The organism is Bacillus sp. VA13, from assembly GCF_055710085.1.
Window position 1 is genome coordinate 244,452 of sequence record NZ_JBVQPP010000006.1, and the last position, 24,603, is coordinate 269,054.

The window sequence follows — 24,603 nt, forward strand, 5'->3', positions numbered from 1 at the left end:
GCTCTGCATTGCACTTATGAGGAAGCAATACAAACCGGGCATGGTACATGTATCGTCAGTCGTTCGCTTCTGCGATATATCCATGTCAGTTTTATCGATCACTTTCCTGCATAGTCCGGCAATTTACGGTCGCCGGGTAGAAACTTATGGGCCATATTCCCAAGATTATATGAGGTCGTGTTTTGATTTCATGTTTATCTTAACAACGGACATGGATAATGTCAACGATATTATCGAACGATACAAAAATTCATTCAACTAATGTTCGTGTTTTAGATCAATTTCCCTTCAAATACGATTTTTTTCCCACACGGAACGATCTGAATTGACCCATTTTCCTTTTTCTCCATAAAAATAGGCTCTTCCATTCGCCTTACAGGCAGATATCCTTCTTCTTTCATTTGCTGAAGCACCGCATCAATCGTTTGCTGCTCTGTTACTTCAAACTTTTTCTTCTTCGGCTTTGCCATTATTCTTTAATTCTCCTCTTCTTCACCGCTTTGACCCAGAAGCCGCCATGGATTGTTTTTGGTTCATATGCAATAATAAAAGCTTTTGAATCAAGCGTTTTAATCGTATCATATAGCTGAAGTTCATATCTTCTCGGCGTCAGAATCTGAAGGGCGGTGCGGTCACCTTCAAGCCCGCCGGCCACCCAGTTTGTCACGCCGTAGCCTTTTTCACGGAGCTGCCTCGGAAGATCAAGATCGAGCTCCTTCGTAATCACATTGACCATAATATAGCCAAGCGCCAATTTTTCTTCTATTTTCATGCCGACAATCACGCCAAGACCGTAACCGAGCGCGTACGCGATCACATTTTGAATCTGGTCTAAGTTATCGAGCACCAGACTCAGCCCTGTCACATAAACCAGTATTTCAATCGTACTGATGCCGGCCGCTAAATAACGCTGGCCTTTCAGCGTTAAAATCATTCTTATCGTAAAAAATGACACATAGACAATATTAATAATGAGAATTATGAGAACCATGGCTAACCCATTTGATAAGATGGTTTGCATCATTTTATTTCATCCCCCTACTCTTCATCTTGCATAAAGCATTCATATTCTACTAGAGAAATGAGTCGTTTACAATGAGCTGAGGCCATGAGCCTAAGGAAAATATTTCGACACGCTTTATGAGATTGAACAGTAGTAGTTTACCCTCTTTCTCACCTTTTCAAAATCAAAATAAAAAAGCCCGCTTTTCAGCAGACTCACCTCTTCTCATATATTGTCAGATCTCTTTTTTCATTTTCAGAAGGGACTTGTATTCTTTCTCAAGCTCACTCAGCGTATAATGAGCCAGCTGTTCCCCTCTTCCTTGATAAAATTCCGAGAGCAGTAATTTGGTTTTTAAAAATTGTTTCTTTTGATTAATCGCTCGGCGAAGTAAATCAGCCATGTCCATCATCCTCCTTAAACATAAAGGTTTGTGCGCTGGACGTTTACAGCATTTTCCCTATCATACATGGATTAATCCTACAAATCAACTATGTTTTTTAGATATATTTGTAAAAAGTGTGACATAAAAAAACCGGCTTGGATTAGCCGGTTTTTTCATTAAAGCGGAATCAGCGACGCCGTAAAATATTCAGAAATCAACGGCCAAGTCACTGCTGCAAACAGCAGCGCTATCGCAACCACAGCAAATACACAATAGATATAGTCAATCGGTGCATCCTGTGCCGCCTGATACAGACGCTGCACATACAGCGCCATCATAAAAAAGATCGAAAACAAGATCAGCACTGTAAACAGAACTGTCAGCATCGGGATATTCACGATCGCAAAGATCAGCCAAAGGATTGAAACAGCAATCACTGGTACAAGCAATGAACCCAAACCGGCAGCCGCTTCCCTGAACGTCACCTTCTGCTTCATCATATAGCGGGAGACGGCCCATACGGCTAAGACCATTACCGCGAAAAAGAGAAGCAAATACACAAGAACGACTAAAAATCCGTCATAAAAAGCGTGATGGCGTTCTCCGAAACCGAGCGGCCGATTCCAGCTCGCCTTTAACTGAAACCAGTTCCCGATTGAAAAGATCATACTGAATATAAGCATTGAAATCAGACCATACTTATAATGAGAAAAACCATCCGCTACGACGGTTTTCGCCGGTGATTTCAAAATCGAGAACGCAAAACCGCAATATCTGTTGATGGCTGCCCATACAGACGCAAGCTTGTCTTTAGCAGTTGATACACCGCGTTCCTGGTGCGGTTTCTGCTTTTGTTTTTGCTTCTGCTTGCTTTGCCTGCTGGCATTTCTGGACATTCTCGATAGCGGTTCTTCATCTGCATCTATTCTTTCACTCTGGTTAACTTCTTCTTCAAACGTTTCTTTTCTTTCTTCCGTCATGTCAGCAACTCCTATCAAAAAAATACGGCGGAATACCATTCAGCAAGAAAATAAAACACTTATATAAGGTACCGAAGCCTTCCTGAACAGTCAAGTCATTTCCATTTAAGTAAAGCATGGCGGCACATCTACATGACGGTATATCGTATGAAATGGTTTTACCTTTTGCAACAAAAAAACCAGCCGCCTTGGCAGCTGGTTTTCATTCCTTATTTTAAGAAGATAAAGTACAGGATAAATACGGCAAACAGTCCGTACATGATCGGATGAACCTCTTTGGCTTTTCCTTTGCACACCATTGTAATCGGATAGAAAATAAATCCGATGGCAATCCCGGTCGCAATGCTGTACGTTAACGGCATCATGATCATGGTAAGGAAAGCGGGAACGGCCACCTCGAACTTATCCCAAGCGATTTTGCCAAGCGGCGCCACCATCAATGCACCAACAATAATAAGCGCCGGCGCTGTTACATTTGATGTAACGACTGATAAAAGCGGCGAGAAAAACGTAGCCAGTAAAAAGAGAATACCTGTTACAATTGCCGCAAATCCTGAACGGGCGCCCGCAGCGACACCTGAGCTTGATTCAACGTAAGAAGTTGTGGTAGACGTACCAAGCACGGCACCGATTACAATGGAAGATGAATCAGCTAAAAGCGCACGGCCCGCACGCGGCAATTTGTTTTCCTTCATTAAACCAGCTTGAGTCGCCACAGCAACGAGTGTACCCGCTGTATCAAAAAATCCGACAAACAAGAACGTTAAAATGACGATCAGCATTTGGACGGAGAAAATATCCGGCAGGTGTATCCACGCTTGTCCGAAAGTCGGCGCAAGGCTCGGCACACTGCCGATAATTTGAGACGGAACCGGAACCAATCCGAAAATCATGCCGGCAACTGCTGTTAACAGCATCCCGATAAACACGCCCGCGTTAACGCGAAGCACCATTAAAATAACCGTTACAATCACACCGAAAATCGTTAACAGCACAGGACCGCTGTGAATGTTTCCGATGGTGACGAGTGTAGAAGGGTTTGCAGTAATGATTCCTGAACCTTGTAATCCAACAAATGTAATAAACAGGCCGATACCCGCGCCGACTGCCAATTTCAGCTCAGGCGGGATGGCGTTGATGATCTTCTCACGAAAACCTGTTAAAGAAAGAGCAACAAAAATAAGACCTGAAATAAAAACACCAGACAAAGCTGCCTGCCAGGAAATGCCCATGCCAAGGACGACAGAAAACGCAAAAAACGCGTTGAGCCCCATACCAGGCGCAATGGCGATCGGATATCTCGCTATCAATCCCATTAAAATACAGCCTGCTGCAGACGCCAGCGCTGTTGCTGTAAAGACCGCACCTTGGTCAATTCTCAGCGCCTCCGGAAAATCTTTCACGCTCTCCAAAGCAAGTGTAATCGGATTGACGAACAGAATATATGCCATAGATAAAAAAGTCGTTAATCCGCCAATGATTTCATTGCGATAGCTGGTGCCCAGCTCATCAAACTGAAAAAACGTTTTCAAGCTATTTGACTCCCTTCACTCTTTGCTATTTATTCTGTCCTGAAAACGCCAAATAAAAAACGCCCCAATACATTTTGGGACGCTTGACTACAGACGGATTTCAGTTTGAATAAATAAACGTGTTTTATTTATATCAAACGAAAGAAATGTTTACGTAGTCAAGCCATTTACGGTAGCTTGGTAGAGACTTGCGAGCCATATCCCCGCGATTATACGAATTCATCTTATTTGATTTCTGTGTCTATTGTACCAACTTCAATTTGAAATGACAATATAAATAAACGAACAATAGTCGGATGAAATTCGATTTTGTTCGTAATAAACAGAAAAAACCATCTTCTTGGCAAAATCGCCAAAAAGATGGTTTCCGTTAATTGATTATTATTCCCACTCAATCGTCGCAGGCGGCTTACTTGTAATATCGTACACCACGCGGTTAATGTGCTTCACTTCGTTTACGATACGTGTAGAAATGACTTCTAGCACATCCCACGGGATACGCGCCCAGTCAGATGTCATGCCGTCGATTGATGTAACGGCGCGAATTCCGATTGTGTAATCATATGTTCTTGCATCACCCATAACACCAACGCTGCGGATGTCAGGAAGAACAGTGAAGTATTGCCAGATATCACGCTCTAACCCGTGATTTGCTACTTCTTCACGCAAAATCGCATCTGATTCGCGAACGATTTCCAGTTTTTCTTCTGTTACTTCACCAAGAACGCGGATTCCGAGGCCCGGTCCTGGGAAAGGCTGGCGCCATACGATTTCATCCGGAATGCCGAGCTCTGTGCCAAGCGCGCGCACTTCGTCTTTGAAGAGCGTGTTTAACGGCTCGATCAGTTCAAACTGCATGTCTTCAGGAAGCCCGCCGACATTGTGGTGAGATTTGATCGTTTGCGCCGTTGCAGTACCGCTCTCGATGATATCTGTGTAAAGCGTTCCTTGTGCAAGGTAGTCGATGCCTTTGAGCTTGTCCGCTTCATCATCGAACACGTAAATGAATTCATTACCGATGATTTTGCGTTTTTGCTCAGGGTCAGAAACGCCTTTTAGTTTATTTAAGAATCTGTCTTTTGCGTCTACTTTAATCACGTTCATGTTAAAGCCTTCGCTGAATGTTTTCATAACACCTTCAGCCTCGCCTTTACGGAGAAGACCATGGTCTACAAAGATACAAGTCAGCTGGTCGCCGATCGCTTTATGAATCAAAACAGCAACAACAGAGGAATCAACGCCGCCGCTCAGCGCGCAAAGAACCTGTTTGTCCCCGACCGTTTCACGGATTTTTTGCATTTCGATTTCGATAAAGTTCTCCATTGACCATTTGCCTTCACAATCGCAAACGCCGAATACAAAGTTTTTCAGAAGGTCATTGCCGTATTCAGAGTGACGCACTTCCGGGTGGAACTGAACGCCGTACCATTTTTTGTCGGCTTTGCTCATCGCTGAATTCGGGCAGTGATGGCTTGTCGCGTCAACAGTGAAGCCTTCAGGAACTTCTACAACCAAATCGCCATGGCTCATCCAAACCACTTGTTCGTTCGGAAGATCTTTGAACAAATCAGGTGTGCCTTCGATGTGGATGTTTGCTTTTCCGTATTCACGCTGGCTTGCCGCTTCAACTTTACCGCCAAGGTAATGAGTCATCAGCTGCATGCCGTAGCAAATTCCCAAAACAGGAATATCAAGCTCGAAGATTTTCTCGTCACAGCGGAAAGAGTTTTCATCATACACACTGTTTGGACCGCCGGATAAAATAATTCCTTTTGGATTCATTTCTTTAATTTCTTCAGCCGTCAATGTATGGGGATGCAGCTCGCTGTATACACCGAATTCACGGATACGGCGTGTAATCAGCTGGTTATACTGACTGCCGAAATCAAGGACAAGAATCATTTCATTCACTAACTTTGTCATGGTTGTCACCTAATCTCCTCTAAGTTTTTTGACACAGAAAAAAACGAGGACAGATATGAAGCTCGCTCCGCCCTCTTTGGCAAGGCCGTTTTGTCGGAGTCAGGCAACTCGCTTCCAGACTCCGATAATATTCACTAATTCTAACAACACGTTGATAAGCGGTCAAGACCATCTTCTTTTAATTAAATTTTCCCATAACTCTCTGGATTCATTCCAAAGCGCTGCCGAATCTTCATTTCTGTAAAGCGCCCGTTCATAGCGTAATGTCAGCTTTGACATGTCTTCCGAGTCATATTTTCCATCGATTCGTTTTGCATAATCACGCAGCGTTTCACTGTCTCGTTTCGGCAGTCCTCTTCTCTTCAGCTGTTTCAGCAGCGCGCCATACGCCTCAAAAAACACGTACTGATCGCTGCGCCGCTTCAATTTTCTCACAATGAAAACAGGAATCCATAACGAACGGAAAACATACAGCAATACCGCTGTCACCAGGAGAACTGCGAGAACTGCAAGTCCTAAATACCAGCCCGCACCGGCATTTGTATGTGAAGCGGACGGCTTTTTAGAACCAGCTGGCTCCCGTTTTTCCTTTTGTTTTTCCTCTTTTTCCGGCTGTTTTTTCTCTTCTTTCTGCTCCTCTTTTGTTTTCTCCGGCGAGCTGCTGTTCTCGCTGCCAGAATCCTTTGTGTCAGAGGAAGTAAACTCAGCCGGATTTGTAAATCCTTTAGTCGGCTCAAATGTGACCCAGCCCTGTTCCGGGAAATACACCTCTACCCAGGAATGGGCATTGTTATTGGTCACTTCGTAAATGCTGCCGATTTTGTTTCCTGCTTCTTTATATTCACCCGACGTATAACCCTTTATCCAGCGGGCCGGAATGCCGGCCGAACGCAGTAGCACTACCATAGCGGAAGAAAAGTTATCACAGTAGCCCATCTTTGATTCAAACAGAAATTGATCGACATAATCCTCATCATTCTTAGGGATGGACACGTTTTCGGTTTCATATGTGAACTCATTTGATCCTAAGTAGTCCTCGACCGCTTTCACTTTATCAAACATATTATCTTGATCCTGAGTCAGCTTGATCGCAAGGGTTCTTACCCGCTCAGGCAGTGAATCCGGTAGCTGCATATAGCGGTCGCTGAATCTGTATTCCTCACTGTTGTTTCTCACTTTTACCTTTCTCAGCTCATCCAGCTTGTAGACCGGGGAATTGTACGTAACTTTATAGCTCCCCATATTTCTGATCTCGCCGGCTTGTTCACTAATCGGAGAAATTTGTTCCGTGTTCCCGTTCATTTCAAGTGAGACAGCCCGCTTTGGCTGAATGGTTTTTGCACCGATCGGGTACATCACATGGTTATACCCGTAGTGCTCATCGACTTTTACACGGACGGTGTTGCGCTCTGTCGCAACCTTATGGTCAAACCATAGATTTTCTACTTTTCCTCCGCTAAGCTGATAGGACATGCCTGTGTCTGTTTCAATCCAGCCTTTTCCTGTATACGTATCCTTCGTTTCCACACGGAAATACGTACGCTCTTTTCCCTGCCATGTAAAAACAGGTGTATCATCCTGCTGAAACGGGCCGCCGAGTGATTCATCATGGTTCCCGTAGCCGATTTTGCTTTCTCCAGCCGGCACATGATCTTGATTCGTGATTTTTTTGAGAAAAGGTACCGGATCGGGCCAAGCCGGTTCTGATTTCGGAGCCGCAAGTCCGAATCCCACCGCAGCAAAAACCAATACAGATAAAGGAAGAAACCATTTCAGGACAGATGTTTTTGGCAGTGTAATTCTTTCCATCAGCTTGATGCGGTCTAAGTATAAAAGGCCCAGCATAAAGAAGCCGATCAGCACGATACGGATGACGGCAAAAGTGGCATCATATGGCGTAAAGGTATCAAGAATCGTAATATACGCTACTGTCATGATAAAGAAAAACAAAATTCTTCTCTGGTAAATCACCCAATAATGAAGGAGATAGACCAACAGCCACAGCAGCACAAAAAACAGCAGGGTCCGAAACGAAGGAATCATGTCATTCCATTGCCCTGATTGAATCAACGTAATATTCAAATAGATATCCTGTAAAAAAGAGCTGACCCAGCTCAAGTCAAATATAGAACCTTGATAAAACAGGATGTGTATCGAGATCAGCGTAAATATGACACAAAAAGGAACGGTGACAAACCACCTCATCCTGAAAAAAGTCAGCAGAAACGTCAAACCGATAAAGACACTAAAAAAGCCCGTATGTTTCGTATCTGTAAAACTGTCAAGCGGCCTGAGCCACTCCCACAGCAATAAAAACGCCAGAAAATAAAATAACAGCAAGCTCAAACGGCTTCCCTTCTGATCATCGTGCGGCATGTGCACCCGTCACCTCTCTTTCTAAACAACACGCGAAACTCGTCCGCCTCTCATGACCTGAACTCTGATTTGACGTTTCATCATCCGTTCGATCATGACATTTTCAGCTTGGGAAAGTTCAGCATCTTTCTCTTTTGCCAGTATCACTGTAACCCGGCCTCCCCTGGTTTCTGCGATGTTCAGCAAATCTTCCGTGAACTGCCCCGTGACGATCACTTTGTCAGCCTGGCGAACAGATGGCTTCCCCAGCTCCTCCCGTACATATCGACTTACCGGATCATCCGCATCACAATGAGCGACGGCTAAATGCCGAAGCATGTGGTTAAAATGATGCTCCCCCTCCTGAATTGGAAAAATCGTTTTTTCCTTTCCGACCGAGGCCAAGCCTGCCCCCACGCCGTTTTTTAAGACAGAATGAAGAATTGAAGCTGTCACAGAAACGACCTCTTCGAATGCTTCAGAGGAAGAACGGTCCATCAGAAGAAATAGGTTTTTGCTTCGAGACGGTTCAAATTCCTTCGTCATCAGCTGGCTCCGCCGTGCAGAAGTTTTCCAGTCTAATGCAGCAAACCGGTCTCCCGGCTGATAATTCCGTACACTTGCTGCGACTGCGGAATGGTGCTGATGAACAGGGGAAGAACCGCTTACACCGTCTTCCTGATGCCTCTCATTCACCTGATAAGAAAGACGCTGAAAGGATGGATAAACAAATAGGGTGTCTTCCAGCTCATAAAAAGCTGTTTTTTCAATCAAGCCGAGGACATCCCCAGTTCGCACTCTGACAGCATGAAAATGATGCTCTCCGCGCGGTACCCGAGCTAATTCATACGACATCGTCATACTCCGTTTAAACCAAGGAAAAACGAGCCGTTTGGCCACGGCTTCGTCTCGGTTCAATGACTCGATTCCTTCTGGCAGGCAATCTTCAATCACCATATACATCATGGGAAACGGCAGCTTCCTTCTCAGCGTAACCGACACGCCCAGCCTGTCCCCCGCATGTAATTGTGTTTTGGCCATTTGCCGTGAAGCCTGAAAAGAGCGGAGCGGATACAACGCCAGCAGCCCGGCATACACGACAAAAGGGAGAAACGCGTAAAACAAAAACCAGCTGACAAAGCCGCCTTGAAACATCGCGTAAGAAAAAACAGCAGCCGTCAATAACGTTAATACAATCAGCTTCCACCCATATACGAACCATTGCAATTTCTTCTTCATCAGTGGATCGACGACCTTTGAACCGGTACCTTCACAGCTGACATGATCTCCCGTACGATCGTTTCTGCCTCGATCCCTTCAAACTTCGCCTCAGGCTGCAGCAGCATCCGGTGTGGAAGCGTAAAAGGAGCCAAATATTGAATATCATCCGGAATGACATAGTCGCGATGATGCAGCAGCGCGTATGCTTGGGCCGCTTTCATGAGAGCAATTGATCCGCGCGGACTGACGCCTAATTGAACAGAAGCATGCTGTCTCGTTTTCTGCACGATTTCAACAATATATTCTTTTATGCTGTCATCGGCGCGGACATTTTGCACTTCCCGCTGCAAACGGATGAAGTCTTCTTTTGTTATAACCGGCTCGAGCGTCTCAATCGGATGGCTGTTTTCCTGAAGAGATAACACGTCCAACTCTTCCTTAAAGGACGGATAACCCATGCGAAGTTTGAATAAAAAACGGTCAAGCTGGGCTTCCGGCAAAGGATAGGTCCCTTCATATTCGACCGGGTTTTGCGTTGCCATTACAAAAAACGGAGCGGCAAGCGGCATCGTATGGCCATCTACCGTTACGCTTCCCTCTTCCATCGCTTCAAGCAAAGCAGACTGTGTCTTCGGAGAGGTGCGGTTGATTTCATCGGCCAGCACGATATTTCCCATAATCGGGCCGGGACGGTATTCAAATTCCATCGTTTTTGCATTATAGATGGATACGCCTGTTACATCAGATGGCAGCAAATCCGGAGTGAATTGGATTCTTTTGAAATCGGCGCCGATTGACTTTGCCAGCGCGCGGACCATCATCGTTTTTCCGACTCCGGGTACATCCTCAAGCAGCACATGCCCTTTGGCAAGAATGGCTGCTAAGCTGAGTATGGCTATGTCTCGTTTTCCAACCATTACTCTATTAATATGTTCAACTGCTTTCCCCAGCAAAGGATGCAGGTCTTCTTGGTATGCCATTCTTTTCCTCCTAGTCATCTACAAAATTCTTCATATTGTAACCTAACTTTACCACAAAAAGCGATCTGTATAAAAAAACGATTCTAGCAAATTGTTTCCAATAAAGCAGGACAAATCACACAAAAAAGCTTCCTGTGACAGGAAGCTCAATTACTTGTGTTCTAAAGGCTCCATATGAACATGCGAATAATCAATCGCATGCTCCTCCTTCATTCTCCGCTCAATTTCATTGGCAATATCGTGGCTTTCCGTAATATTTAAATCTGCTGATACCTCAATCACCACATCAACGTAGACTGTACTGCCCAAGTATCTCGCTTTAATGTCTTTTAAACGACTTACACCCGAGATCTTTTCGATCGTCTGTTTATAAGCTGAAATGTCCTTTACGTCGAAGCCATCTGTCAAAGAGTGAGATGATTCTTTAAAAATATCCCATGCCGTTTTGCAAATGAGAAGACCGATCACAAACGCCGTGACCGTATCGATCCAAGCAAGGTGAAATTGCGCAGCCACAATTCCGATAAACGTACCGATACTGACAAACGCATCTGATTTATTATCAGCAGCCGCGGCAAGGAGCGCCTGGCTCTTCACCTTTTTGGCCAGCCTTCTATTGTACTGGTAGACTGCAAGCATCAGGGCTGCCCCGCCCGCTGCCGTCCAAGCCGCAATCATATCCGGCGTCTCTTGTTTAGCAGAAAAAATAGATTCCCCGGCGCTGAACAGCACCTGCAGTCCGACAACCATCATAATAAAAGATGCGATAAGTGATGCAATCGTTTCCGCCCGAAAGTGGCCGTATGGATGATCTTCGTCAGGAGGTTTTTGAGAGATACGCAGGCCGATCAGCACAGCAACAGAAGCAATAATGTCAGTTGTGTTATTTAATCCGTCTGCCGTAAGTGCTTCCGAATGAAAGAGATAACCGATGATCAGCTTAATCGCGGACAGAACAAGGTACGCGGCAATACTGACCAGCGCCCCGGTTTCTCCTTTTTTCAGTTCGTTATATCTCTCCATACAAAACCTCCTCTCCGCTCGCGTTTTCCTATTATTATGATACAAAGCTGAACCGCAGTGGGTCTACAGAAACATGATTCACTCGCCACAGGAAAATAGTGACGATAGAACATTTTTTCTCTAAACCAATTTATTTTCTCCTCTAAAAAGACCTTCAAATTCAATGACACCAAAACATCTCGTGATCTGCTGTATATTAGGAAATTATAACAGCCTACAAAATGAATCATGACAGAAACATTTTTTCTTTTATTCCAAGCATATCTGCTGAAAACACTTGTAAGTAAAACCCTACAAATTTTAAATAAACTGTTATATTTTCTTACACGAATTTTCGACAAACTGTATATTTATGATAGAGTTTCAATTATCATAATATTCAGTAATGACTTCATTCTTAAAGGAGGCAACTTATGAACCAGTCTCAATCAGGATTAAAAAAAGAATTAAAGACCCGCCATATGACAATGATTTCGATCGCCGGCGTGATTGGAGCCGGCCTATTTGTAGGCAGCGGTTCAGTGATTCACTCGACCGGACCCGGTGCCATTATTTCTTACGCGTTAGCCGGTTTATTGGTCATTTTTATCATGAGAATGCTCGGTGAGATGTCTGCCGTAAACCCGACGAGCGGATCGTTTTCTCAATACGCTCATGATGCCATCAGGCCGTGGGCAGGATTTACAATCGGCTGGCTGTATTGGTTTTTCTGGGTGATTGTCATCGCAATCGAAGCCATTGCTGGTGCTGGCATTATTCAATACTGGTTCCATGATATTCCGCTATGGCTGACAAGTTTGATCTTGACGATCGTGCTCACCCTGACAAACGTCTACTCCGTTAAGTCTTTCGGTGAGTTCGAATATTGGTTCTCCCTCATTAAAGTTGTTACCATCATCGCGTTTCTAATCGTTGGTTTTGCCTTTATTTTTGGCTTTGCGCCTGGCAGTGAACCAGTGGGTTTATCCAATATTACAGGCAAAGGCGGATTTTTCCCGGAAGGCATCAGCTCCGTATTGCTCGGCATTGTCGTTGTCATCTTCTCTTTTATGGGAACAGAAATTGTTGCCATTGCAGCGGGAGAAACATCCAACCCGATCGAATCCGTCACAAAAGCGACCCGATCCGTTGTATGGCGCATCATCGTCTTTTACGTTGGCTCTATCGCCGTTGTTGTGGCGCTTTTGCCTTGGAATTCAGCAAATATTTTAGAAAGCCCTTTCGTCGCTGTACTTGAGCATATTGGAGTGCCGGCAGCCGCACAGATTATGAACTTTATCGTCCTCACAGCCGTACTCTCTTGCCTGAATTCGGGTTTGTACACCACATCCAGAATGCTGTATTCGCTTGCAGAAAGAAACGAAGCGCCGCGCCGTTTTATGAAATTGAGCAAAAAAGGCGTTCCTGTACAAGCCATTGTCGCCGGAACATTTTTCTCATATATCGCTGTTGTAATGAACTACTTTTCACCGGACACCGTCTTTTTATTCTTAGTCAACTCATCAGGCGCAATTGCTTTACTCGTCTATCTTGTCATCGCTGTTTCCCAGCTAAGAATGCGAAAAAAACTCGAAAAAACAAATCCTGAAGCATTGAAAATCAAAATGTGGCTCTTCCCTTTCCTAACCTACTTAACCATCATAGCCATCTGCGGAATTTTAGTATCTATGGCGTTTATTCATTCCATGAGAGACGAGCTGCTGCTGACAGGCGTTATCACGGGAATCGTTCTGATTTCTTATCTGGTGCTCAGAAAACGGAAGGTGAGCGAGAAAGCGGCAGCCAAGCCAGTCACACAGCAGCCCGACATCCTGCCTTAAATGCTGATCAAATCCTAAACGACCTGCCGTTTAGGATTTTGTTATTTCTTCTTAGGGAAGGCAGCGGCACGCAGATTTTTTTGTAACCATCACGTCCTTATGATCATTAACTATAATACCAATTTGGAAAATTTAAATAAGGACAGATGAAAATGACACTTGAAAAATTTGTGGATGCTCTCCCAATCCCAGATACACTAAAGCCAGTGCAGCAATCAAAAGAAAAAACATACTATGAAGTCACCATGGAGGAATGCGCCCATCAGCTTCACCGCGATCTCCCCCCGACCCACCTGTGGGGCTACAACGGCCTATTTCCCGGGCCTACCATTGAGGCCAAAAGAAACGAAAACGTGTATGTGAAATGGATGAACAACCTTCCGTCAGAGCATTTCCTTCCGATCGATCACACGATTCATCACAGTGACAGCCAGCATGAAGAGCCAGAAGTAAAGACTGTTGTTCATTTACACGGAGGCGTCACGCCAGATGATAGTGACGGGTATCCAGAGGCCTGGTTTTCCAAAGACTTTGAACAAACAGGCCCTTACTTTAAACGAGAGGTTTATCATTATCCGAATCAGCAGCGCGGTGCTATTTTGTGGTATCACGATCACGCCATGGCGCTCACCAGGCTGAATGTCTATGCCGGACTTGTTGGCGCTTATATTATTCACGATCCAAAGGAAAAACGCTTAAAGCTGCCTTCCGGTGAATACGACGTGCCGCTTCTGATCACAGACCGCACGATCAACGAGGACGGTTCTTTGTTTTATCCAAGCGGGCCGGAAAACCCTTCCCCGTCACTGCCTAACCCTTCAATCGTTCCGGCTTTTTGCGGAGAAACCATACTCGTCAACGGGAAGGTATGGCCATACCTGGAGGTCGAACCTAGGAAATACCGCTTTCGCGTCATCAACGCCTCCAATACGAGAACCTATAACCTGTCACTCGATAATGGCGGGGAGTTTATTCAGATTGGTTCAGACGGAGGGCTCCTGCCGCGCTCTGTAAAACTGAACTCTTTCAGTCTTGCGCCCGCTGAACGTTACGATATCATCATTGACTTCACAGCCTATGAAGGACAATCAATCATTTTGGCAAACAGCGAGGGCTGCGGAGGTGACGTTAATCCAGAAACAGATGCGAATATCATGCAATTCAGAGTCACAAAACCGTTGGCACAAAAAGACGAAAGCAGAAAGCCAAAGTACCTCGCCTCATACCCTTCCGTGCAGAATGAAAGAATACACAACATCAGAACACTGAAACTGGCAGGCACCCAAGACGAATACGGCAGACCCGTCCTTCTTCTCAATAACAAACGCTGGCACGATCCTGTCACAGAAGCACCAAAAGCCGGCACAACTGAAATATGGTCCATCGTCAATCCGACACGCGGAACACATCCGATCCACCTGCATTTGGTCTCCTTCCGTGTGTTAGACCGGCGTCCGTTTGATATCGCGCGTTATCAAGAAAGAGGGGAATTGTCCTACACCGGCCCGGCTGTCCCGCCGCCGCCAAGTGAAAAGGGCTGGAAAGACACCATTCAAGCACATGCAGGTGAAGTCCTGAGAATCGCGGCGACATTCGGGCCATACAGCGGACGATACGTATGGCACTGCCATATTCTTGAGCATGAAGACTATGACATGATGAGACCGATGGATATAACAGATCCCCGTAAATAACCCGACAAACTTGCCTCTCGCAGGCAAGTTTTTTCTATATGAAACTTATAGCCCCATTTTTCGTATAACATAAAAACAGCAAAAAGGAGCTGCTTTTTATGCTGACAAACGACCTAAATGAAAAAACAAAACAATACATTTCCATTTATGCCGAATTAAAATCAAAATTAAAATGGAAAGTCGCACACGATCAGATATTAATGCTCATTTCTTCTGCATATATTGTGAATAAAAGAGAGTTTGACTTTCAGCGCTTTTATGATTTGAGCAGCTATATCAAATCAAACATCAGCAGCTTCTCAACACTCAATTCGCACCACCGCTTTACTGTAGCTTCTATGCTGGACATTCATTTTCAGCATGAGGCAAAACAAACGTTTCATACTTTCATCGATGTATACAATGAAATGGTGAAGCTTGGATATAAGCGGGATATGTTCACGTACCTTTCCGCTCTGATCTTGCTCACCGGCAAATCTGAAACGACAAACAAAAGAGAACAGATGAACATGGGGCTATCTGTTTATCAGCAGATGAAGAAAAATCATTATTTCCTCACTTCAACTCAGAATATTCCGCTTGCCGTACTGCTTGGCGAAAACGGAAAAGGTTTGCAGGCGCTAAACAAGGCGGAAACATGCTATCAGCTGCTGGCGGCCAACGGGTTTAAAAAAGGACAGTACTTACACCAGGTCAGCCATATTCTGGCCTTGCAAAGTGAAAAAGACCCTGAAACGCTTGTTTCCCAATGCAAATATATATATCAATCCATCACTGATTCTTTCAAAAAGTTAAAGGATTACCATTATCCAGATCTTGCCCTTCTCACATTTCTGGAAGAGCCAAATCTCAAAGCCGTTTTGGGCATCACTCACGAATTAAACCAAGAAAAAGCATTTAAATGGCAAAAGGAAATGAATTTCAAAATTGCTGTCAGCCTATATCTCAGTGAGCATATGGAGAAAAATCTGCTGATGGAATCAGGACTATACACCGCAATCGAAACGGTCATTCAAGCCCAGCAGGCAGCCGCGACAGCTGCTATCATCAGCTCAACAGCAGCCAGTCATTCTCATGACGGAAACTAGAGAAGGAGGGAAAACATGCCATACATCACATTAGAAGATCAGACACGCTTATATTATGAAACGCACGGGAGTGGTACACCGATCCTGTTTATACACGGCGTGCTGATGAGCGGACAATTTTTCCACAAACAATTTTCAGCACTTTCTGCCAATTATCAGTGTATTCGTCTCGACCTTAGAGGACACGGCGAATCTGACAAAGTGCTTCACGGACACACCATTTCTCAATATGCCCGTGACGTAAGGGAATTTCTAAAAGTAATGGAGCTCGATCATGCCGTTCTTGCCGGCTGGTCAATGGGCGCTTTCGTCGTATGGGATTATCTCAATCAATTTGGGAATGATAACATACAAGCAGCTGTAATCATCGATCAATCCGCTTCCGACTATCAGTGGAAGGGCTGGGAACACGGCCCGTTTGATTTTGACGGCTTAAAAACGGCGATGCACGCCATTCAGACTGACCCGCTGCCATTCTACGAGAGTTTTATCCATAATATGTTCGCAGAACCGCCTGCCGAGACAGAAACAGAATGGATGCTGGCAGAAATCCTCAAACAGCCGGCTGCCATTTCAAGCACGATTTTATTTAACCAAACGGCTGCTGATTACCGCGGCACCCTTCAAAACATCAATGTGCCGACATTGCTGTGCTTCGGAGAAGACCGGAAATTTTTCTCGACAGCAGCTGGGGAACACTTGCGCAGCAATATTCCAAACTCGACGCTCGTCACCTTTTCTAAAAGCAGCCATTGCCCGTTTTTAGAAGAGTCCGACGCTTTTAACAGTACACTCCTCTCCTTTTTAGATGGTCTGATTGGAAAACCATAAAGAAAAAGGAATTAGGAGATTGAGGAAAAGTATGAGACAATAAGAAATGTGCAGTAAAATACATGAGGGAAGAAGTGACTTTATGTCTTACTATAACAAACGTAATCAAGAACCGCTGCCTAAAGAAGATGTGAGTACATGGGAATGCACAAAAGAAGACTGCAACGGCTGGACCAGAAAAAACTTTGCCAGCAGTGACTCGCCATCATGCCCTTTGTGCGGAAGCAAAATGATCGACGGCATCCGTTCATTAGTAAATCTCCAAAACAACAGCCAAACGAAAACAAGCTAGCTCTTCCCTATAACAAATGCAGTCTCCTGCAAGCAAACAATCCTCGAACGGAGACGCAAATTCTATATCCAGAATAAAAGCCTCTCATTGCAAGAGTCCGTAAATTTGAAAGAAGCCCAAACTGTAAATGTTTAGGGCTTTTTGCCTATTTTAATGGTATTATATGGATATTTAAGGAGTGATAACGTGATCGCAAACCAGCAGCAAAAAGACTTGAAAAAAAGAGCTAGGTTCAAAAAGCTGAACCTTGCAATCAACGCTTATGTTGAACTTCTGTTTTTGTCGATACCTCTGATCCATCTCTTTACATGGCTCGGATCATTAGCCCTGCACCTCGTCCATTAAAAAACCACTCAGCCCATGCCGAGTGGTTTTTATTAGTTGATGACAGAAAAGCTGTTGATGATGCCGTTTGGATTTTCCCATACTTTTTTGAACGTCTTATTTTCAAAGTTATAGGAATAAATCGTCCGCACCTTGGCTTCACGCCCTGTTTCATCCTTCAGTTTTTTAGCCCCCTCGGCTTCGGCAAGAAAATAAATGTTCTTACCATCCTTAGAGAACTGCGGCTGTGCGTCAATTAACAGCTTGAATGATTTTTGATTTGAAATGATGGTTTCATATTTTTTCGTATCCGCATTCAGTAACTTAATAGATGCGGTTTGCTCCGTGCCTTTCTGCGTATATGATGTAAACAAAATCCGTTTATCATCATCAGAAACAGCAATATCGCTGATAAACTGGTCAAGGCTCTTCAGCTCATCAAATTTGTTTTGATGGCCTGCCGCAAAATGAATCGTTGTCGGTTCAGGATCGATTCCCTTTTCGTTCGCTTCATCTGTTTTCTTGTAATCTTCTTCTACAGAATAATGCAGCAATGCAAATGAATCTGTTTTTTGGTTATAAAAGAAGCTGCTGACGGTGTCATCTTGATCATTAGCGGCAGGATAAAGGTTTTTGTACTTCTTCGTTTTCAGATCAAAAGCTGCAATTCGGAAATTGCTTTCGTCCGCTTTTCCTAAGCGGAAATAGATGGTTGAACCGTCTTTTGACAAAAACAAACTGTCCGCACTCTCAGCGCCTTTATAAAGCATCGTCTTTTTATTAGACTTTAGATCCAGCTTAAAAAGCCTCATTTCATTTTGGTCATTATTGCCCGTATAATAGAGCACTTGCTGCTTTTGATCCAAAGCAAATGCCGGATAGCTGGTCAGCTTCTCCTCATGGATCACCTTATCATTTTCATAATACTTCGTCTGCAGATCGGTATTCGTAATCGAAACAAGCAGTTTATCACCGCTTTCCGCATGTACTGAAACACCAGCAGTGCTCTCATGGCCTTTATCCTTTGCAGCATAAAACGCAAAACCCACTACAGCGGCTGCTATCACGACAGTTAACAATAATATGATTCTTTTTTTCATCTTTTATCTCCACCAATAGAAAAAGCAAGAATGTGACTTCTTGCTTTACAGATTATATATGTAGATTAATAGCTGTAATGTCCCGCTACTTTTCCTTTGCTTAATGGGTATCCAAGCGCTTTAAACGCTTTAGGGCTTACATCCAGTACTGCATTAGGCATTCTGCCAACATCATTTTTGTAAACCGTAATTACCTTTTTAGGCTTCGCTTTTGCATAAGCTCTGATTTTTGTCCCGTTTTTAGGAACATCAAATCCGATCTTGGTCGCACAATCCCAATGTCCAAGTTTTTTACCTGAAGAGCCTTTTTTCCCGACTCCATTATACCAAGTAATATTTCCGTTCACATGTTTCGCACTGGCATCTGATGAAAAACTGAAAGCTCCCAAAGTACTTCCTACTAAGATAAAAGCGGCTAAAATGACTTTCTTCAACATTTCGTCCCCCTGTTTGTTAACTTCTAGGAAAAATTATACACGATGAAACAGGGATTTTTTATTTCAATATCCTTACAGTAATGTTACAAAGTCAGAAAAATTTTCTCTGCTAAAATAAACCATGGAAGATTATCCTATTATAATTGCAGTGTTAGCGTTATAATTGTTGATAGAGTAGTTAACGCATTCAATATGAACGAACCATTACCGTATTGTTCAAACCAAATTCATAGTTATGTATACGACTCATACTCTCTCATATTAAAGAAAAAAGAGTGTGCGAGACTCTTTTTTCTTCAAAGTTTCTTTTTTCAAAAAAACATAAATTATATTATATAAAAATTTCTTTTCTTTTTTGGTTTTAAAAATGGCGATTTTGTGAACAGTTCATATTGATCAGTGCGGAATGTTACTCATATCAAAAGATATAGGAGTGGTAATCCATGAAGGCAGCAAGATGGCATAACCAAAAGGATATCCGTATTGAAAATATTGAAGAGCCAAAAACGGAGCCGGGAAAAGTAAAGATCAAAGTCAAATGGTGCGGCATCTGCGGCAGTGATTTACACGAGTATCTGGGCGGCCCGATCTTTATTCCGGTTGACAAACCGCATCCATTAACGAATGAAACAGCACCTGTCACAATGGGCCATGAATTCTCCGGTGAAGTTGTTGAAGTCGGAGAAGGCGTTGAAAATTATAAAATTGGAGACCGCGTCGTAGTCGAACCGATTTTTGCCACACACGGCCACCAGGGCGCCTACAACCTTGATGAACAAATGGGATTCCTCGGCTTAGCCGGCGGAGGCGGCGGTTTCTCTGAATACGTCTCTGTAGATGAAGAACTGTTGTTCAAACTTCCTGATGAATTATCATATGAACAAGGCGCGCTCGTTGAACCTTCTGCGGTCGCTCTATATGCTGTCCGCTCAAGCAAACTCAAAGCCGGCGACAAAGCGGCTGTATTCGGCTGCGGCCCGATCGGACTTCTGGTGATTGAAGCGCTGAAAGCTGCCGGTGCGACTGATATTTATGCTGTCGAGCTTTCACCTGAACGCCAGCAAAAAGCTGAGGAGCTTGGAGCGATCATCGTTGATCCGTCCAAAACAGACGATGTAGTCGCTGAGATTGCAGAACGTACAGGAGGCGGTGTTGACGTAGCATTCGAAGTCACAGGCGTTCCAGTGGTATTACGGCAAGCGATCCAATCTACTGCAATTGCCGGTGAAACAGTCATCGTCAGCATTTGGGAAAAAGGCGCTGAAATTCACCCTAACGACATCGTAATCAAAGAACGTACAGTGAAAGGAATCATCGGGTACCGTGACGTATTCCCTGCTGTATTGTCATTAATGAAAGAAGGCTATTTCTCAGCGGACAAACTCGTAACGAAAAAAATCGTATTAGACGATTTGATTGAGGAAGGCTTCGGGGCTCTTATCAAAGAGAAAAACCAAGTCAAAATCCTTGTCAGACCTAACTAATTTGAAACCAAAAAGAATCCGCGTCTGTGTGCGGATTCTTTTTTTATCTTATCCAATCACTTCAGCGCTGGAATCTTTTTTCGCCTCGCCGCGATCATAAGTGCGGAAGTTTTCCTCCAGCTGTTCAAGCGAAAGTCCTTTCGTTTCCGGTAAAAACTTCTTCACAAACAGTACAGAGCAAATTCCTAATACAACGAAGATAAAGAACGTTGTGGACAGCCCGATGGCGGCCAGCAATATCGGGAAAGTGAAACTGACTGCAAAATTCACCATCCACAGACAGAATACCGTGACACCCATTCCCAGACCGCGAAGGCGAAGCGGGAAAATCTCAGAAAGCATCAGCCACGTCACTGGTGAAATTGCACCCTGCTGAAAAGCAAGGAATGTAACAGTTAGTGAAAGAACCACATATGGAAGAGCCGGTGATCCTTCAAGTACAAGTGAAAATATCCCGATCAGCAATAATGCCGTTGTCGTACCGATCAAGCCTGTCATCAGCATCGGACGGCGGCCTACTTTACCAAGCAGCCAGATTCCAACGAACGTTGCCAATACCGAAATCACGCCATTGGCGATATTTCCAATTAAAGCGGCTTCCGTTTGAAAACCAGAATCTCTTAAAATTTCAGTTCCATAATACATAATCGAGTTTACACCTGTAATTTGCTGTACAATCGCAATCCCTAACCCAATGAACACAATGCGGCGCACCCATGGGACCGAAAGATCTTTAAACGTCGCTTTTTCAAGCTGATCTTCTTTTTTGAAAGCAAATTCAATTTCTTGCAGCTCAGATGCCGCCCGCTTTTCATCCCTGATTTTTTTCAATACACGCAAAGCATCTTCTTTTCTACCTTTAGAAACGAGCCAGCGAGGACTCTCAGGCATTCTGATCATGCCGAAAAACAGGAATAGGGCTGGAAGTGACGCAATGACCAGCATATATCTCCACACATGGGAGTTGTCTCCCATTGTTGTTCCAAGGATTGCATTAAAAACAAAGGCCAAAAGCTGTCCTGATACAATCATCAATTCATTCTGCGTCACCATCCGCCCCCTGCTTTCCACAGGAGACATCTCCGCTAAATAAGCAGGAACCGTAACTGATGCACCCCCGACCGCAATGCCGAGCACAAAACGGGAGATAATCATGATCGTTACATTTGGAGCAAACGTACATCCGATCGTTGAAATAAAAAATATAACAGCGAGAAACAAAATATTTTTGCGGCGTCCGTTAAAATCAGACATCCTTCCGCCAAACACAGCACCGAGCGCAGCTCCAAAAAGGAGTGAACTGGTGACGAGCCCCTCTGTGAGGGCATTGAGGTTAAGCTGGTCCGGCTCTCCCATATACGGCAAAGCTCCATTGAGCACTCCGGTATCATAACCGAATAAGAGCCCGCCGAAAGTCGAGACTAAAATAATTGTACGTAAAAATGACATTTGATTGCCTTGTTTATTCATACTGTTTCCCCCAGTCTTTTTCAAATTCGATCAATACGTATTTCAAAAACTTATTCTAGGGCTTCTGCCTTCCTCACATTTCGTAAGCAGGCTTCAGAAAAAAGTTCATCATGTTTTTCTCCAATGGCCTCATAACCTTCCCTTCCTCTTAGCATGTCAGCTACCTTGAAAGCGATTTCATTTTTCACTAAAAGAACAGTGAGTACTTCTTGCACATATACTTTGCTATTTGTTACTTTATAGTCACTTGATAGTTCTATTATAGTAATATCATAGTGACATTTTTGTTACATCTGATATCATCATAATTATAAAAACGCTTTCAGTCAATATAAATTTCTGAAAATTTTTTACTCAATAAAAGGAAAATCACCAATTCAAGGGGAAAATGAACTTTTTTCTTCATGAAATTGTGTAAAACAAGTCAAAATCTCTGTGAGTTTCTGTTCATCTGCTACTATAAACAAAATGGTTAAGTGTTGAGTAACTTCTCCTATTTATCTTCTCTGCAATGACTCTCTTATCAAACATTCGATCAATTGTTTCAGGCTCAAGATAAAAGGAAATAGAAAAGAAAATAAAAGATGGCTGGCTAGGGGGAGGCAACAAAATTGAATGAGGTTTATATCATTGCAGGCCTTTTATTGTTGACAGCGGGGATGATTGATTTTTTATGGACCACATTATGGTTAGAGAGCGGTGCAGGCCCGATCACAAGATGTCTGTCTGCATGGCTGTGGAAAGGCTGCCGTAAAATCAGCGGAGACCATGCAAAGGTTCTAAGCATGGCAGGTCCTCTGCTGTTATGCCTGACGTTAGTAATATGGATCGTTTTATTTTGGGGCGGGTGGTTTTTGATTTTCTCAAGTGACCCCCATTCACTCGTGGAAACTCAATCGAAAGAACCGGCATCCTGGTCAGATCGAATTTATTTTTCCGGTTATGTCATGTTTACATTAGGAAATGGCGACCTCGCACCGAACGGAGACCTATGGAAGCTTGTCACGGTTATTGAAACGGCTCAAGGCCTGCTTACCATCACATTCTCTGTCACATATTTGATTTCCGTCTTGAGTGCTGTTAATCAAAAGCGCTCATTTGCCCAAAGTGTATTGAGTCTGGGGCGTGATGGAACAGAAATTGTCCAGAATGCATGGAACGGCAAAGATTTTCACGAGATTGATTTTCTTCTTATCGCTATCTCATCAGAGCTGGGAAAGCTGACCGCTCAGCATAACGCCTTCCCTATCCTTCATTTTTACCATAGCACGCAGCGCCAAGAATCATCCATTATAGCTGTCACTGTATTGGATGAGGCATTAACCATTTTGAAATACGGCATTCCTGAACAATATCAGCCGAATCAGCTTCACATCAAAGAAACGCGCTCAAGTATCAAAAACTACTTGGATACCGTTCATACTGCCTATATCCATCCAGCTGAACAAGCGCCGCCGGAACCAGACATCTCAAAACTTCAACAATCAGGCATACCGGCTTTATCGAAGCAAACATTTCAAACTGCCGTCAATTCTTTAAAGGAACGTCGTCAATTGCTGCTGGGAATTGTCCAAGCGGGTGCCAGAAAATGGCCTGTTCAGGAACAGACAATAGACAACGCGTAAAAAAGTCCCGAGTGTCTGATCACTCCGGACTTTTCACTGCATGATGTTTATACAAGCTTCTGGCCGCAATTCGGGCAAAAATTGGCTTCACCGGTTTTTGTTCCGCAGTTCGGACAGAAATTCGGTTTGCTTCCGCTGCCAGATGACTGTGAACCTGATGGCTGTACCTGCTGATTTTGATTCATTTGATTCATCATCTGATTGGCCATATTCATTCCCATCATCATTCCAGCCATATCAGAAGCCGCTCCGCCTCCGCTCATCTTTCCGGATGCCATTCCATCCGTCATTGATATTTGCTGGTATTTGTTTACATCCCCAACCATACCGTAGGAAGCGTTCTTCGTAATCATCTCTTGAACTTCTTGAGGGTAGTTAAAGCTCATGATTTGAAAACCGGTAATCGTCATGCCGTCGCTGATTAATTGCATATCTAAGTCGTCTTGAATCCCCTTCGCAATGTCAAATGCGTTGGCTTGGAGATTAAACATATCTTTCCCTTCTCTTGTGATCCACTTCATAAGAAGCTGATCCAGAATAGAAGTGATCCGGATTTTAATATCCTCTACAAAGTATTGATCCTTCACGCCAGCGATTTTATCAATCAGGCTGATATAGTCCTGCACCTTGAAATGAAATGTGCCGTTTGCGCGAATTGGCATCCCGCCAGGCATTCCCGCTGCCGGAATATTGATCGCCTGCTTTGTTCCCCATCTTACGGTAAATTCCTTCGTATTGACAAACAGCACCTCGGCGCGCATGCCGCTGTTAAACCCAAACTTAAAGCCCTTCAACGTTGAAAGGAATGGAATAATTTCTGATTCAATATCATAATCGCCATCATCTTGAAAAATCCCTTCAACTCGCCCATTGTTCAAGAAGACAGCATCCTGTCCGGGACGAATGATTAAACGACTTCCTTTTTTGATTTCACGATTGTTCCATTTATAAAAAATCATATCATCTCTAAATTCTTCCCACTCTACTACATTTGCTAATTGGTTTCTGAAAAACGACATCATAACTCTTCCTTTCT

At 43.9% G+C, this 24,603-nt stretch carries 22 protein-coding genes and 2 riboswitches; of the genes, 8 read left to right on the top strand and 14 right to left on the bottom strand.

Translation table 11 applies throughout. The features are described 5' to 3' along the window. Positions 1–91: 91 nt before the first annotated feature. A riboswitch (purine riboswitch) is annotated at positions 92–193 on the bottom strand. Positions 194–272: 79 nt separating this feature from the next. The 10 genes from AC0C66_RS20335 to mneS form a co-directional block, all read right to left on the bottom strand. Then, positions 273–470 (bottom strand): NETI motif-containing protein, encoded by a 198-nt coding sequence (locus AC0C66_RS20335; protein WP_003219403.1) that lies wholly within the window; start codon positions 468–470, stop codon positions 273–275. After that, positions 470–1,024, bottom strand: a complete 555-nt coding sequence (locus AC0C66_RS20340) for a DUF2179 domain-containing protein (RefSeq protein ID WP_041520875.1) — start codon at positions 1,022–1,024, stop codon at positions 470–472. Before AC0C66_RS20340 ends, AC0C66_RS20335 begins: the two co-directional genes overlap by 1 nt. 214 nt (positions 1,025–1,238) lie before the next feature. Continuing rightward, on the bottom strand, positions 1,239–1,406 hold the full coding sequence (locus AC0C66_RS20345) for a Fur-regulated basic protein FbpA (protein WP_014112910.1): 168 nt from the start codon (positions 1,404–1,406) through the stop codon (positions 1,239–1,241). Between the two features lie 158 nt (positions 1,407–1,564). Further along, positions 1,565–2,368 (bottom strand): hypothetical protein, encoded by an 804-nt coding sequence (locus AC0C66_RS20350; RefSeq protein WP_014112909.1) that lies wholly within the window; start codon positions 2,366–2,368, stop codon positions 1,565–1,567. A 209-nt stretch (positions 2,369–2,577) separates the two neighbouring features. Then, positions 2,578–3,900 (bottom strand): hypoxanthine/guanine permease PbuG, encoded by a 1,323-nt coding sequence (pbuG, locus tag AC0C66_RS20355; RefSeq protein WP_461845905.1) that lies wholly within the window; start codon positions 3,898–3,900, stop codon positions 2,578–2,580. A gap of 135 nt (positions 3,901–4,035) precedes the next feature. Next, positions 4,036–4,137: riboswitch (purine riboswitch) on the bottom strand. A 144-nt stretch (positions 4,138–4,281) separates the two neighbouring features. After that, a complete protein-coding gene (guaA, locus tag AC0C66_RS20360; protein ID WP_003219388.1) occupies positions 4,282–5,823 on the bottom strand; it encodes a glutamine-hydrolyzing GMP synthase in 1,542 nt (513 codons plus the stop codon). Between the two features lie 162 nt (positions 5,824–5,985). Further along, positions 5,986–8,199 carry a DUF4129 domain-containing transglutaminase family protein gene (locus AC0C66_RS20365; protein WP_461845906.1) on the bottom strand — a complete coding sequence of 738 codons (2,214 nt, stop codon included), beginning with the start codon at positions 8,197–8,199 and terminating at the stop codon, positions 5,986–5,988. Positions 8,200–8,220: 21 nt separating this feature from the next. Next, positions 8,221–9,417 (bottom strand): DUF58 domain-containing protein, encoded by a 1,197-nt coding sequence (locus tag AC0C66_RS20370; protein WP_087987794.1) that lies wholly within the window; start codon positions 9,415–9,417, stop codon positions 8,221–8,223. After that, the gene (locus tag AC0C66_RS20375; protein WP_072565865.1) at positions 9,417–10,379 is read right to left on the bottom strand and encodes an AAA family ATPase; all 963 of its coding nucleotides are present in this window, start codon (positions 10,377–10,379) and stop codon (positions 9,417–9,419) included. The genes AC0C66_RS20370 and AC0C66_RS20375 overlap by 1 nt, the downstream gene beginning before the upstream one ends. 150 nt (positions 10,380–10,529) lie before the next feature. Next, positions 10,530–11,402, bottom strand: coding sequence for a manganese transporter MneS (mneS, locus tag AC0C66_RS20380; RefSeq protein ID WP_472973693.1), 873 nt, complete (start codon positions 11,400–11,402; stop codon positions 10,530–10,532). 413 nt (positions 11,403–11,815) lie between these two features. On the opposite strand from mneS, the gene gabP reads away from it, so the two are divergent. The 6 genes from gabP (at position 11,816) to AC0C66_RS20410 (ending at position 17,472) form a co-directional block, all read left to right on the top strand. Beyond that, complete coding sequence (gene gabP / locus AC0C66_RS20385; RefSeq protein ID WP_472973694.1) at positions 11,816–13,222, top strand: GABA permease; 1,407 nt, start codon at positions 11,816–11,818, stop codon at positions 13,220–13,222. Positions 13,223–13,374: 152 nt separating this feature from the next. Next, positions 13,375–14,916 (top strand): outer spore coat copper-dependent laccase CotA, encoded by a 1,542-nt coding sequence (gene cotA / locus AC0C66_RS20390; protein ID WP_041521139.1) that lies wholly within the window; start codon positions 13,375–13,377, stop codon positions 14,914–14,916. A gap of 98 nt (positions 14,917–15,014) precedes the next feature. Further along, entirely contained in the window at positions 15,015–16,004 is a 990-nt protein-coding gene (locus AC0C66_RS20395; protein WP_461845907.1) for a DUF4003 family protein, read from the top strand. Positions 16,005–16,019: 15 nt separating this feature from the next. Next, positions 16,020–16,835 carry an alpha/beta fold hydrolase gene (locus AC0C66_RS20400; protein WP_014112899.1) on the top strand — a complete coding sequence of 272 codons (816 nt, stop codon included), beginning with the start codon at positions 16,020–16,022 and terminating at the stop codon, positions 16,833–16,835. An 82-nt stretch (positions 16,836–16,917) separates the two neighbouring features. Continuing rightward, the gene (locus tag AC0C66_RS20405; protein ID WP_003219370.1) at positions 16,918–17,127 is read left to right on the top strand and encodes a cold-shock protein; all 210 of its coding nucleotides are present in this window, start codon (positions 16,918–16,920) and stop codon (positions 17,125–17,127) included. Between the two features lie 186 nt (positions 17,128–17,313). After that, on the top strand, positions 17,314–17,472 hold the full coding sequence (locus AC0C66_RS20410; protein WP_014112898.1) for a hypothetical protein: 159 nt from the start codon (positions 17,314–17,316) through the stop codon (positions 17,470–17,472). 32 nt (positions 17,473–17,504) lie between these two features. Here the strand turns inward: AC0C66_RS20410 and AC0C66_RS20415 are convergent, their stop codons facing one another. Then, complete coding sequence (locus AC0C66_RS20415; protein ID WP_461845908.1) at positions 17,505–18,551, bottom strand: hypothetical protein; 1,047 nt, start codon at positions 18,549–18,551, stop codon at positions 17,505–17,507. 65 nt (positions 18,552–18,616) lie between these two features. Next, a complete protein-coding gene (walM, locus tag AC0C66_RS20420) occupies positions 18,617–18,988 on the bottom strand; it encodes a cell wall metabolism protein WalM (protein ID WP_014112896.1) in 372 nt (123 codons plus the stop codon). A gap of 443 nt (positions 18,989–19,431) precedes the next feature. Here walM and bdhA point away from each other — a divergent pair, with 443 nt between their 5' ends. Beyond that, the gene (bdhA, locus tag AC0C66_RS20425) at positions 19,432–20,472 is read left to right on the top strand and encodes a (R,R)-butanediol dehydrogenase (protein ID WP_072565861.1); all 1,041 of its coding nucleotides are present in this window, start codon (positions 19,432–19,434) and stop codon (positions 20,470–20,472) included. Positions 20,473–20,520: 48 nt separating this feature from the next. Here the strand turns inward: bdhA and iolT are convergent, their stop codons facing one another. After that, positions 20,521–21,942 (bottom strand): myo-inositol transporter IolT, encoded by a 1,422-nt coding sequence (gene iolT, locus AC0C66_RS20430; RefSeq protein ID WP_061186120.1) that lies wholly within the window; start codon positions 21,940–21,942, stop codon positions 20,521–20,523. Between the two features lie 611 nt (positions 21,943–22,553). Between iolT and AC0C66_RS20435 the strand changes: the two genes are divergently transcribed. Beyond that, positions 22,554–23,567 (top strand): potassium channel family protein, encoded by a 1,014-nt coding sequence (locus AC0C66_RS20435; protein ID WP_072565860.1) that lies wholly within the window; start codon positions 22,554–22,556, stop codon positions 23,565–23,567. A gap of 47 nt (positions 23,568–23,614) precedes the next feature. Here AC0C66_RS20435 and AC0C66_RS20440 read toward each other — a convergent pair whose 3' ends face one another. Beyond that, entirely contained in the window at positions 23,615–24,586 is a 972-nt protein-coding gene (locus AC0C66_RS20440) for an SPFH domain-containing protein (protein WP_472973695.1), read from the bottom strand. Between the last annotated feature and the right edge of the window lie 17 nt (positions 24,587–24,603).

Bases quoted from the DNA above. Each gene is read 5' to 3' on its own strand.
- AC0C66_RS20365 (WP_461845906.1), bottom strand. From the start codon at position 8,199: ATGCCGCACGATGATCAGAAGGGAAGCCGTTTGAGCTTGCTGTTATTT.
- iolT (WP_061186120.1), bottom strand. From the start codon at position 21,942: ATGAATAAACAAGGCAATCAAATGTCATTTTTACGTACAATTATTTTA.
- AC0C66_RS20370 (WP_087987794.1), bottom strand. From the start codon at position 9,417: ATGAAGAAGAAATTGCAATGGTTCGTATATGGGTGGAAGCTGATTGTA.
- guaA (WP_003219388.1), bottom strand. From the start codon at position 5,823: ATGACAAAGTTAGTGAATGAAATGATTCTTGTCCTTGATTTCGGCAGT.
- AC0C66_RS20375 (WP_072565865.1), bottom strand. From the start codon at position 10,379: ATGGCATACCAAGAAGACCTGCATCCTTTGCTGGGGAAAGCAGTTGAA.
- AC0C66_RS20400 (WP_014112899.1), top strand. From the start codon at position 16,020: ATGCCATACATCACATTAGAAGATCAGACACGCTTATATTATGAAACG.
- AC0C66_RS20415 (WP_461845908.1), bottom strand. From the start codon at position 18,551: ATGAAAAAAAGAATCATATTATTGTTAACTGTCGTGATAGCAGCCGCT.
- AC0C66_RS20345 (WP_014112910.1), bottom strand. From the start codon at position 1,406: ATGGCTGATTTACTTCGCCGAGCGATTAATCAAAAGAAACAATTTTTA.
- mneS (WP_472973693.1), bottom strand. From the start codon at position 11,402: ATGGAGAGATATAACGAACTGAAAAAAGGAGAAACCGGGGCGCTGGTC.
- bdhA (WP_072565861.1), top strand. From the start codon at position 19,432: ATGAAGGCAGCAAGATGGCATAACCAAAAGGATATCCGTATTGAAAAT.
- AC0C66_RS20440 (WP_472973695.1), bottom strand. From the start codon at position 24,586: ATGTCGTTTTTCAGAAACCAATTAGCAAATGTAGTAGAGTGGGAAGAA.
- cotA (WP_041521139.1), top strand. From the start codon at position 13,375: ATGACACTTGAAAAATTTGTGGATGCTCTCCCAATCCCAGATACACTA.
- AC0C66_RS20340 (WP_041520875.1), bottom strand. From the start codon at position 1,024: ATGATGCAAACCATCTTATCAAATGGGTTAGCCATGGTTCTCATAATT.
- gabP (WP_472973694.1), top strand. From the start codon at position 11,816: ATGAACCAGTCTCAATCAGGATTAAAAAAAGAATTAAAGACCCGCCAT.
- AC0C66_RS20405 (WP_003219370.1), top strand. From the start codon at position 16,918: ATGTCTTACTATAACAAACGTAATCAAGAACCGCTGCCTAAAGAAGAT.
- AC0C66_RS20395 (WP_461845907.1), top strand. From the start codon at position 15,015: ATGCTGACAAACGACCTAAATGAAAAAACAAAACAATACATTTCCATT.
- walM (WP_014112896.1), bottom strand. From the start codon at position 18,988: ATGTTGAAGAAAGTCATTTTAGCCGCTTTTATCTTAGTAGGAAGTACT.
- AC0C66_RS20350 (WP_014112909.1), bottom strand. From the start codon at position 2,368: ATGACGGAAGAAAGAAAAGAAACGTTTGAAGAAGAAGTTAACCAGAGT.
- AC0C66_RS20335 (WP_003219403.1), bottom strand. From the start codon at position 470: ATGGCAAAGCCGAAGAAGAAAAAGTTTGAAGTAACAGAGCAGCAAACG.